At 35.9% G+C, this 12,522-nt stretch carries 6 protein-coding genes; 5 read left to right on the forward strand and 1 reads right to left on the reverse strand.

The features are described 5' to 3' along the window. Nucleotides 1-45: 45 nt before the first annotated feature. The 5 genes from pglX to QNI29_RS02165 all read left to right on the forward strand — a co-directional run bounded on the left by pglX (nucleotide 46) and on the right by QNI29_RS02165 (nucleotide 11,400). Nucleotides 46-3,537 carry a BREX-1 system adenine-specific DNA-methyltransferase PglX gene (gene pglX, locus QNI29_RS02145; RefSeq protein ID WP_231419116.1) on the forward strand — a complete coding sequence of 1,164 codons (3,492 nt, stop codon included), beginning with the start codon at nucleotides 46-48 and terminating at the stop codon, nucleotides 3,535-3,537. 51 nt (nucleotides 3,538-3,588) lie between these two features. Then, nucleotides 3,589-6,084 carry a BREX-1 system phosphatase PglZ type A gene (pglZ, locus tag QNI29_RS02150; protein WP_231419117.1) on the forward strand — a complete coding sequence of 832 codons (2,496 nt, stop codon included), beginning with the start codon at nucleotides 3,589-3,591 and terminating at the stop codon, nucleotides 6,082-6,084. A gap of 27 nt (nucleotides 6,085-6,111) precedes the next feature. Further along, nucleotides 6,112-9,291: a DEAD/DEAH box helicase gene (locus QNI29_RS02155; protein WP_231419118.1), complete on the forward strand. Its 3,180-nt coding sequence runs from the start codon at nucleotides 6,112-6,114 to the stop codon at nucleotides 9,289-9,291. 14 nt (nucleotides 9,292-9,305) lie between these two features. Further along, nucleotides 9,306-10,292 (forward strand): restriction endonuclease, encoded by a 987-nt coding sequence (locus QNI29_RS02160; RefSeq protein WP_231419120.1) that lies wholly within the window; start codon nucleotides 9,306-9,308, stop codon nucleotides 10,290-10,292. A 193-nt stretch (nucleotides 10,293-10,485) separates the two neighbouring features. Beyond that, nucleotides 10,486-11,400 (forward strand): HNH endonuclease, encoded by a 915-nt coding sequence (locus QNI29_RS02165; RefSeq protein WP_284526729.1) that lies wholly within the window; start codon nucleotides 10,486-10,488, stop codon nucleotides 11,398-11,400. A 203-nt stretch (nucleotides 11,401-11,603) separates the two neighbouring features. On the opposite strand, the gene QNI29_RS02170 is transcribed toward QNI29_RS02165, so the two are convergent. After that, a complete protein-coding gene (locus tag QNI29_RS02170) occupies nucleotides 11,604-12,503 on the reverse strand; it encodes a DUF5655 domain-containing protein (protein WP_231419124.1) in 900 nt (299 codons plus the stop codon). Between the last annotated feature and the right edge of the window lie 19 nt (nucleotides 12,504-12,522).

The raw sequence follows: 12,522 nt of genomic DNA on the forward strand, positions 1-12,522 counted from the left end.
AGGGGCAGTTTAATAGTCCGCCCCTCTACATACAGAGGTGAAAAAATGAATAAAGTTGAATTGAAAAAATTTGCTGTAGAAGCAAGACGTGATTTGATAAATAAAGTTTCATTGAAAGCAGGACAATATGGCATTCAAGAAGATATTCAAGAATTGAAGCTTGAAGAAAATTATGGGCAAATATTTGTAAACGGTAAGCCATATCCATCAGAAATGAAACATGCTTTTCATCTGTTACAACAGCGCTTAAGTGCTGTTGGTTATAACCAGTTAATTGAAGAAGTAGCATATACTTGGTTTAACCGAATTATTGCAATTCGTTATATGGAGGTGAATAATTACTTACCCGATAGAGTCAATGTATTATCTAGTAGTACCGGGAAAAATGAACCTGATATTCTACATCAATATGAAACTATGAATTTAAACGTAGATCATCAAAAAATAAATGAATGGATACAAAAAGGGTATAATAATCAAGCTTTTCGTAAACTTTTTATAGCACAATGTAATGCATTACATTTGTCCTTCCCTTTTTTATTTGAAGAAATAAATGACTACACTGAATTGTTATTACCGGAATTTTTATTAGACAGTGAATCAATTATTATAGAGTTAGTGAAGAACCAAGAATTGGCGGAAAGTTTTAAAGAAGTAGAGGTTATTGGTTGGGTTTACCAATTTTATATATCAGAACCCAAAAATAAAGTTTTTAGTAATCTAAATAAGAAAAAGAAAATAGGGAAAAATGAAATACCAGCAGCAACACAACTCTTTACTCCAAAATGGATTGGTCAGTATATGGTCGAAAATTCACTTGGTCAATTATGGTTAGAATCAAACCCTGATTCTGAACTAAAAGAAAACATGAATTACTATATTGAGCAATCAACTCAAGAAAAAGATGTACAAAAGGTACTAAATACAATTAGATATTCTAATATCAATATTGAAGAAATTACATTAATCGATCCTTGTTGTGGTTCTGGGCACTTACTTGTATATGCATTTGATCTGTTTTATAAAATGTATGAAGAGTCTGGCTATCTACGCACTGAAATCCCTAAACTAATATTAGAAAATAACTTATATGGTATAGATATTGATTATCGCGCAGTACAATTATCCTCTTTTGCATTAATTATGAAAGCTAGAGAAAAATCAAGGCGCATATTTAAGCAGAATCCTCAATTAAATATATATGAAATACTTGAAACTAACTCATTAGATATTAATGAGATTATTCACTTCTTAGGATGTAATAATCAAGAAGAAAGAGATTTACGTCACATTTATAATTCCTTCTATGATGCGAAAAATTATGGTTCATTAATTGTTCCAACTAATCTTGATTATAAACATTATTTATATTTAATAAATAAGGCTTATGAAAGTGAAGTCACACTTGAAAATTATATATTATTTGAACAACTAAGGGAATTTGAGGACATTCTTACTTTATGTAGTGTGGTAGGTAATAAGTATGATGTATCAATTACAAATCCACCTTATATGGGTAGTAGAAAGGCAATGAATAAAAATTTAAAAGAGTTTGTTAATAAGTATTACCCGGAGTCAAAATCAGATTTATACGCTTGTTTTATTGAAAGGTGTAATACATTCACTAAGTTAAACGGTATGTCGTCCCTAGTAACTCAACATTCTTTTATGTTTACTGATGATTATAAAAAACTGAGGAAAAAACTGTTGGAAAACACACACTTCCTATCATTAGTTCATTTAGGTACGGGATCTTTTCCGGAAATAAATGGGGAAATTGTTCAAACTACTATGTTTGTGTTAAGAAAAACTTACATTAAGCGATATAGAGGGGAATTTGTAAGACTTGTGGATTATAAGGGAGATTTAAAGCAATTAAACTTGCACAATGATAATAATCATTATAATAGATATGTAAATGAAGATTTTAAAAAAGTTAAAGGATTTCCGTTATCATATTGGATGAGTGAAAACATGAAAAAGACCTTTTTAGAATACGGTTCCTTTGAAGATATTGGAAATCCTAGAGCCGGTATAACTACAGGGGATAATGAAAAATTTGTTAGGTTCTGGGCTGAAGTGAATTATGAAGAAATTGGATTCCAAAAAGAGAATATTAGTGAATTTCACTCTACGGAATCTAAGTATGTACCATACAATAAAGGAGGGAAACAAAGAAAATGGTATGGAAATAATGAGTTTGTATTAAAGTTTGATAAAAAACATTATAAGCTACTTGAAAATCAGGGTAATCATTTACCTTCGAGGCAATATTATTTTCGGAAAAGTATAACTTGGTCAGATATATCAGGGAGAAAATTTGCGGCTAGGTATTGTGATTACGGTTTTGTGTTTGATGTGAAAGGGTCTAGTGGATTTCCTGCTTATGAAGATATTTATTATGTACTAGCATTATTAAATTCTTCTTTAACACCTAGATATATAGATACACTAAATCCAACATTATCAACACAAGTTGGGGATTTGAAAAGAATACCTATTGTAGAAGTTAATGAAGATGTAAAACAGAAAATCAATGAATTAAGTAGAGAAAATGTAAATATTGCGAAAGATGACTGGGATAGAAGTGAGTTATCTTGGGATTTCGTTCGTAACCCACTAATAAACTATTTTGATGAAAGCTGTGCCATTGATAAGGCTTTTAATGATTGGAAAGCTAAAACATATAAAAATCTCTATAAATTAAAAGAAAATGAAGAAAAGTTAAATCATATTTTTATTAACCTGTATCAACTTCAAGGTGAAATGCAACCTGAAGTAGAAACTAAGGATTTGCCTTTCTCAGTGGCAGAAAGAGAAGCTGAAGCAAAGTCATTTTTATCATATTTTATAGGATGTGTTGTAGGACGTTATTCGTTAGATTATGAAGGTGTTTCTTTTGCAGGTGGTAAATTTGATGTATCAAAATACAAGAAATTTCAACCAACTACTTATGGATTAATTCAGTTCACTGATGAACATTATTTTGACAATGATATTATAGTACGTTTAAGAGAGTTTTTATCAGTAGCATTTAGCACAGATAATGTAGTTGAAAATATGAGGTGGTTAGCTGAATCGCTAAAAATTAAAAATAATGAGTCACCAGAGGAGCGATTACGACGTTATTTCTTAGACGAATTCTTTAAGGATCATTGTAAGATGTACCAGAAGCGTCCAATTTATTGGTTAGTTGATTCAGGGAAACAAAAAGGGTTACGAACACTTATTTATATGCATCGATATCAGCCAGATACGATGGCAACAATTCGTTTTGAACACTTACAGGAAATTCAATCGAAATATCAAAATGAAATAGATATGATTGATACTCGTTTGGCTAATCCAAGCTTAACTACGACTGATCGTCGCAACTTAGAAAAATCTAAGACATCATTTCAGAAAAAGATTGAAGAACTACAAGAGTTTGATAAGCATTTAGCTACTTATGCGAATGAACAAATGGATATTGATTTAGACGATGGTGTTAAAGTGAACTACGCCAAATTTGATAAAGTACTAGCAAAGATTAAGTAACAAAAAGAGGGGATTTTCTCCTCTTTTTGTTTACATATAGAGGTGGAAGACGTGAATGTAATTGAAAAACTACAAGAAAAAATACAACAAGAAAAGGAAACTAAAGGTCGAGCAATAGTGTTTTGGTATGACCCGCAGGCTCAAGTGAGTATTGATGAACTACGCCAACAATTAATGGGTGTTGAGGTTAGGTATTTGACAGCTCAAAACTTCTTTAAACTAAAGGTGGAGATTGAACTTCAAAGAGTCACAGACTCCTATTTAATCTATTCTGATGTACCAAGACCCAACGATAAAGATAATTTGATGTTGGATATATTGTCTTACAGCACAGAATTTAAAGCAGATGAAACAGCTATGCTATCAGAAACATTACACGTATCTGATCAGGTTTTACGTCCAATGATGGAAAAGTATCCATCATTCTTCAATAGCAAAGAGCGTAAAAGAAAACTTCATAAAGTACTACCTGAGCAAGCGAGTGAAACTCAGTTTGAGATTAGTATGATGGCCGTTATAACAAAAACTTCGGTTTCTGACGTCAGAGTTATTTCACGTCAAATTCTCTCGTCTGATTTACAGTTGGAAGATAATGAGTTCGTGAAGTCGATTAAGCGTAACTTCTCCTTAGATCGCACATTGGAGATTGTTGGTCGCTATTTTGGTGTTTCTTTAAATCATATAAATCAACCTTTCAAAGAGCTGATAAATATACTCATTTATCAACACTTTAAACAAAAGGCAAGTTTTATTGTGGAAGAGTGGGAAAATCGTTGGACTTCTTCTTCCCCTAACGTTTGTGCGCTTTTCATTGAAGAGTGGCTTCAGCAGAGTGATGCAGATATTCTTGAAAAACACATTAAGGAATGGGAGAAGGCATTTTATGTGAGGGAGAAACTAGGTACACAGGATATCTCTAATTTTTCTCTAACAGATACCTTCCCTGCTGTTGATGCTCTGATAATAGAAAAATGCATCGACGAGCTACTTCATCAAACAATTCAGGGGGAGGAACGCTTATATTTAATTGCGCAACGCTTGCAGACCCATTGGGGCTCAAAAGGTAAATTAAGAGCTTTGTATAAAACCATTTTCGAAGCTATTCGAATGGAGACTCTAAAGACTGTTGTACATAGAATTCATCAAGAAAATGATTTTTATGAAAGTTATGCGGAATCTTTGTACGAAATTGATCAAGCCTATCGTCATTTCATGAATCATTTCACACGCCTTGATTCGAAAGAGATGTTAGAAGAGGTTACTAATCGCTTGACAAATTGGTATGAAAATGAATATTTAGGTCGTCTATCAGGAGAAATGAATTTCAAACTGGAAGATGGGTATGCACCAAAAATAATGCCGCAGCGAACATTCTTTTCTGAAAAGATTCAACCAATATTGGATAAAGAACAAACAAGAGTATTCGTTATCATTTCAGATGCTTTGCGTTATGAAGCTGGTTATGAACTTCATGACCTTTTAACGAAGCGTGAAAATGGTAGGTCTAGTATCCAACCAATGGCAGCAAGTTATCCAACTTACACACAATTAGGAATGGCGTCATTACTACCCCATAGGCAGCTAGAGGTCGATGAAAAAAACGGTGTATTAGCAGATGGCCAATCGACTAAAGGAATGGATAACCGCCGTAAAATCCTGCAAACGGTTGAATCACAAACAGAAGTTTTTAAGTTGAAACAACTACTAGATATGAAAACAAGTGAAGCCGAGCAATTATTAAGAGGAAAGCGGTTGATTTACCTATACCACGATCACATTGATGCATTAGGGGATTCAGCTAAATCAGAGCGTGAAACCTACGGGGCTGTTCAACAAGCAATTCAAGATTTACAATTTGCTGTTGATCGTTTGTCCCGTCTTCAAGCAAAGCGAATTTTTATAACAGCGGATCATGGATTTCTGTTCCAATTTAAGCAAATTGAGGAGCACGGAAAAATCCCAGCTGTTGACGGAAATGTATTAGATGGTAGCCGACGTTTTGCAATTGGACATGATTTGTCAGTTCCAGAAGGAGCAATTAAATTAACTGAGAACCAAACCCCTTTAAAAAATTCTGAAGTCGTTCTTGCGAAGAGCCTCAACCGTTTTAAAACTGGTGGCGGCCTTCAATTTATCCATGGCGGGGCCTTACCCCAAGAAGCTGTTGTTCCTTTGATTGATTACCGTCGCATTGAAAAGGCTCAATCAGTGGATATTGCGGTAGCTATGATTAATAAAGTCATTGCGAACTATCAGGTGCCTGTTTCTTTTTATCAGGAACAAAGCATCACAGATGAATACACGTCTCGGAAAGTGCGAGCAGCTTTTTACCAGGGCAATGAGCGAATATCCAATGAAGTTGAACTTGTGTTTGATCTAAAGGGGGAAAATAAAGAGCGTAATAGGCAAGTAGAGTTTAGCTTAATTGAAAAGCATTATAAGATAGGTGAAAAATGTAAACTGAGAATTGATACAGTAACTAAAAAGGGTAAGGAAACATATCTCGAAGAAGAGTTTGTTTTACGCCTATATGAAGCCTTGTATTAAACTTGAGAGGGAAATGGAGGTGTTTTTATGCTTAAGAAAGGTGAAATAGTTGGGGGATCTTTCTGGCCAGAGCCTGTTCAAATTAAGCATGTCGAAAGCATTGATGATGAGTTGTTTTTGGTAGAAGCTGTCGGTCGTGAATCCAATCAATTCTTCGAAAATTATTTAGAAGAATTTCAATTAGAACAAGTGGAACATTATTCTGAGAATGAAACTTCAGATCAATGGAAGAATCGCTTTCAACACTATTTACAGTATCACGTATTGCGAACGGAAAAAGAATACTCTCAAGCACGGGCTCGTGGGAATAAGAATATGATACCTCTGCCTCACCAAATTGAAGCGGTTTATAGTAAGATGCTTCAGGCACCTCAAGTACGTTATCTATTGGCTGATGATCCAGGAGCAGGTAAAACGATTATGTCCGGTATGCTGATCAGGGAATTGAAAGCACGAAATATGGTTCGCAAAACGTTAATTCTAGTTCCTCCGCTAGTATTAAAACAGTGGCAGGCAGAGTTAAAAGAAAAATTCGATGAAGATTTCTTAATTATAACTCGTGATTACTTGAAAGCTTCGGGTGAAATCAACCCCTTTGAAATGCACCAGCAAGTGATAGCATCCATGTATTGGGCTTCTAGAGAGGATATTAAAAATATGATCCTAAATTCTCACTTTGATTTAGTGATTGTAGATGAGGCTCATAAGATGGCAGCTTACACAGTAGGACAGAAAAAAAGAAAAGTGAAACGCACGAAAATGTTTCAACTTGGGGAGAACCTGTTACGTCATTCAGAACATTGCATGCTTCTAACAGCTACTCCGCATAAAGGAGACAAAGAAAACTTTAGGTACTTAATGAGCCTTATCGATCATGACATTTTTTCTCATCTTAATCGAAGTGACTCTATTTTCGAAAAGAGTAATCCATACGTAATCCGTCGGTTAAAAGAAAAGATGGTTAAATTTGACGGAACACCCTTGTTTCCAAAACGAACGACAAAGACACTTGGTTTCGAGTTAAGCTCTGCAGAAGTAGAGCTATACGACGCTGTGACAGACTACGTACGTCATTACTTTAACCGTGCGAAAAAGAATGATAAACCGAATGTTGCTTTTGCTATGATGATTTTACAACGGAGGCTTAGCTCTTCTGTGGAAGCAATCTACCTCTCTCTATTACGAAGAAAAGAACGACTGCAGAAAGTTTTGGAGACAGGACAGAGGTTGCAGCAATTAATAGACACAGAAGAATATGAAGAAAGCTCCTTTGAAGATCAGGAATTGATGGAGCAATATGCAGAAGGTGAATTTGAAGAACTTGATATGGACGAACTTCAGGTGGAAATAGAAATGCTTGATCATTTGATCCGCAAAGCAAATGTGGTACGGCAGCAGGAGAATGAGAGAAAATTTCTTGAACTGGAAAGCACCTTATTTGGAGCAGACGGACTTCTTGCTCAAGGGGAGAAAATACTAATTTTCACAGAATCAAAAGATACACTGAATTATTTAGAAAAGAAATTTAAGGCTTATGTACCGGATATTGCTAAAATTGTGGGTGGTTTTTCCATGGACAGGCGTCAAGAAGAGGTGGAGAAGTTTCGCAAAGATTTGCAAATCATGCTTGCTACGGATGCTGGTGGAGAATCCATTAACCTTCAGTTCTGTAATCAGATGGTAAATTACGACATACCATGGAATCCGAATCGATTGGAACAGCGAATGGGGCGTATTCACCGTATCGGTCAAAAGAACGAAGTGTTTGTCTTTAATTTAGTAGCTACAAATACTCGTGAAGGGGATGTGCTTTCACGTCTTCTTACAAAGATGGAACAGATGAGAGAAGACCTTGGTCAGGAACTGGTATATGATTTCATCGGTGAAGTATTAGAAGATCATCAGGCTGATTTACCTTCTATTATGGAACAATCCATTATCGGAAGGGAAAACCTCGATAATGTAATTGAGCGTATGGAAAAAACCTTATCCGAAGAACATGAACGTTTGCTAGAGTTAGCTAAGAATGAGCGGCTGAATGAAAACTTTGATTTACCAGGAGCTAAACGCTCTTTTGATAAAGTATCAATCCATAGCATTCCTCGGCGGTTCTATGGTCACTTCGTTTTACAAGGTTTAGAAAGTACGAGGACACGTGTGAGCGTCTCGGGAGATAAATCAGCAGCTCGTATTGATCGTTTTCCTAAACGGATCCGTGACTTTGCCCGTGGACGAAAGTTAATGTTCAATTTTGATGAATCTATTCGCTTTGCATTATCTACGAATTCAGAAAGTACTCAACTTTCAATGTTACAAAATGATAGCCCCGTGTTTAACATAATAATGCAATTGACCTCTAAAGAAATGCAGCAGGCTGTTTTGCCATTTTATGAAGTTCAAGCCTCCGTTCCTGAAGATATGAAAATTGAGTTGAATCAGGTAACGATTGTGGATGGAAATGGTCGTGAGCTTGAACAACAGTTAATGATGACTGGGAAACGCGAGAATGGTGGTTTTGTCCAAGTCTCTCCTTATTTCTTATTTCACCAAACATTAGAGGTGGAGGGTACGTTCGTTCAAGAAGACCAAGACATTAAACGGTACGTCATTAAGCATGCAAGAAACCTTTTAAAAACAATTCAACGTAAGCGAGAGGATTATGCTAATAGAAAAAGAGTCTTTTTAAGAAAGTCTTTTGAAGAGCAGATTGAAACATTACAGCAACGTTTAGAAAAATACCAGAGAGAAAACGTAGAAAGAAAAAATAGTGCATTAATCAACCAGACTTATGCACAGATAGATGAAATAGAAGACCGCAGTAAAGAGCGTTTGAATGAAATTGATCGGGAACGCTCCATCCAACTAAAACCAGTAAAGCGGATAGCACAATTTAAAGTTTCATCCAATGGTGTATCAAATGGACGTGTTATTCCTCAGGACTTTCTCTCTCTAATTGAGGAGTATGAATTGAAAAGTGGTAGGTTGAATGTTCAATTACAACCTGCTTTTGGACTCGTAGATTTTATTAGTGAGGATGTTGAGGGCGAAAATAGGTTGATCGTCGTCACTGACGATTTATATCAGTTTAAACAACAACTGGTGTTGGAGGATTATAGTGATATAACAGAACGGGTTTTCGTGTATGAGGTCAGAGCACATGGAATTAAAGAGCATAAGTTGGATCAAGGGTTAATGTTTACTTATTAAAGGGGGATACATAAATGAAGCGTTGGTGGATGGTTCGAGCAGGGGACAATAATGAATTAGTTCCAGTGTGGGAAGAACAGGGCATTGCATCTATTGGATGGCCGCAATTAGAAGATCCAAAACAATTTCAATCAAAGAGTGAAATGATTGATATGGCGGATGAAGTATATGAAGAAAGTAAACCGAGATCCAGAAGCAGTTGGGTAAATCAAGTTTGGCGTTTTAGTAGAGACATCAAAAAAGGGGATAAGGTAATAACCTACTACAAAGAAACTAGAGAGTACATGGTAGGAACAGTGAGAGGCGAGCATTATTTTGATAAGTCGATTGGAGATTCAAATTATCCTAATCATATAGACGTTGACTGGGAAGAAGTTACGGTAGAACGGGATCTTTTGTCACAAGCAGCTAAAAACAGTTTAGGCTCAGTACTAACGGTATTTCGTGTTGATGAATGGGGAAAAGAAATTGAAAGGTTAGTGGAATCCCCTTTCTTAGAACCTGAGGATATAAATGAAGATGAGGAAGAAGAAAGTGAAATCATACAAGACCTGGTTAATAAAGCATTAGTGATGGTTCAGGATAAAGTAGATAAGTTCGATCCCTGGCAAATGCAAGAGTTAGTGGGTGGTTTATTACAAGCAATGGATTATAATGTTCAGGTAAGCCCTAAAGGGCCTGATGGAGGAGTGGATGTATTAGCATATAAAGATGCTTTTGGTTTTGAAAAGCCTATTATCAAAGTGCAAGTAAAACATAGAAAATCATCAGCAGGTGCTCCTGAAATTCAACAATTACTAGGCGCTAACCCTATTGATGCTAATTGTTTATTTGTATCAACGGGTGGATTTACCTCACAAGCTGAAGTGGTAGCTAAACATAACTCAGTTAGATTAGTAGATTTAGAGGAATTAGTAGACTTGGTGGTGAAGTGGTACGAAAATATGCCGACAGATAAAAGGGCTATACTTCCGTTGAAGAAGATGTATGTGCCTGAGTAGGAAACATTAAATGAGGAAAGTTGTTTCTTTAGAGTGCCGAAGTAAATTAAACTGAACTCTTAACTTATTGGTGAAGTAGGACAGTGTATCTTTCCCTGCGTTCATAAAATAGAAGCGTTAGTGAAAAGTTACGAATCTGTATAAAATTAGGTGTATCAGAAAGAGTTATAGCTAAAGGGAAGTGGAGATGGCTATGCAAAAGAAAATTTTGTGTGTTTATTGTCTAAAGCAGAAACATAGAACAAAAGTAGGAGAACATCCTATACCAGATTCTTGTGGTTCTGATATAACTACAGTTAGAGTTTGTAAAGAATGTAATGGTGTTGCAAATAACTTAGTGGATTCCCCTTTTACTAATATGAAATACATAGAATTTATCAGATCAGTTCTTGGGATAACTACAAAAGAGGGTGTAATTAAAACACACCAACAAAAAGTTAATTTTAATGAGAGCAGTGGTAATCGCACAACAGGTAAAATAACGATAGGTAAAGAGGGGAGTACTTATGAGCTTCATCCGAAGGTAATAAACAATCCTCAGGATCTTATCAGTACTAGGTTCTTTCTAGGGCAAGATCACACACATCATATTAAAGCTGTGATAAAGAAAGCACAGAAGTCTAATATAACACCTGTCAGATTTAATTTAAAAAAATCCGTTACAACAATAAATGGATCCTTAAAGTATGAAGTTGATGGTGAAATAATAAGAAAAGAGCTTATCAAAGCAATGTATGCTTTAGCTACAATATACTTAAACGGGTTTGAATATACAAAAACAGGATGTATATTGCGGAAATACTGGAAAGGTGAAGGGATACTTAGTCCATCAATTAAGCCTGAATTTCAGCTAGCAGTTTTTAATGGATTAAATATAAATGAAGTGAAAAACCATTTAAACACAACCTCCCACAATCACTTGTTCTCGTGCGTTAAAGAAAAGAATGGGGACATATTAATGTTACTTAACTTGTTTGGAATGCTTACTGTAGCTATAAGACTATTACCAAAATGTTCAAAGGAAATGAATAATGTGCTTAATAACGAATGTAAATCAATCATTATTAATCCTGTAACAAGAGAAAGCTTGGAAATGACTATTTTTTAATTTTTTATAAGTAAGGAGATAGCTGAGTGTACCTCCTTACTATTACAACTATAATGTCTATTTTACCCTATTTAACGTTACGGTGAACCGTACCATAATTAAGGATATGTCCAGGATGATTAGTATGAGAGGGGGAATTGCCTCACCCCCTCTCTTTTTGGGAAATATATTACTAATCCAACTTCGCCAAGCGTTCAATATTCTCAACTAACATCATAACTCATATCAATAAACCCCTTAGCCCTTTCAACATCCTCATCACTACTAATCGAAATCTCCAAATCCCCTGTACCATAATGCCCGATATTCCGCACATCCCGAGTGAAGCCCTTCTCCAACTCAACCGTCTCAGGATCGACTTTCACATAAAGCAAAATCTTCTTCGTAGCCGGGTGAACTTCCACACAGGCAAAATTCTTTATTCGTTTAAAAGCAATGTAATTCTTCAACGTCTTCATTTGCACGTCGTCCCCTAGAGCTACTAGATAAGCCTGTAGTAATTCATAGCGATCGCTAAGCTCTGTGCTAGACTGCTTTAAGTAATCACTCACGGTTTTACTTTTGGTTGGCTTTGAATCGCCAGTCGGTGTTTCTTGAACCGTCGTTGCATTGACTAAGTCAAGTAGAAGTAAGTCGTTCGTGTAGTGCTTGTATTGATATAATTCAATGTTTCGATTGATCTGCTGCACGGCGTGTTCGTCGTACTTTGTGAATCCGCCAGCTATACACAATAACCTTGGGCTTGTCCAATCGATAGCATTGGAGACTTCTTCACCGTATTGGCGCATGACCATTAGTTCGAATTCTCCTTTATGATCAAGCAGCCAATCAAGGTAGAAGAGGCCCTGGTTAATCACATTTTCATTTGTGGATCGTTTGTATTCTATGATGACAGGGGAGTAGTTCTCGTCGATGCCTAACGTATCGATTCGACCTCCGTGACGTTTGCCTGTGCTATATTCTGATGCGAGAAAGCGGACGCCCAGACAAGCTTCTGAGTTTTGTTCAATGATGTGCTGTAGTGATTTCTCCACAGCTACGGCGTGGCCTTCTAGTTCTTCTGCGTGATTTTCATTTATGTGAAAGAGTTTAATATCTCCCAATTTAATCTTCCTTTCTTTA

This window comes from Pontibacillus chungwhensis (assembly GCF_030166655.1).
Classification (GTDB): domain Bacteria; phylum Bacillota; class Bacilli; order Bacillales; family BH030062; genus Pontibacillus.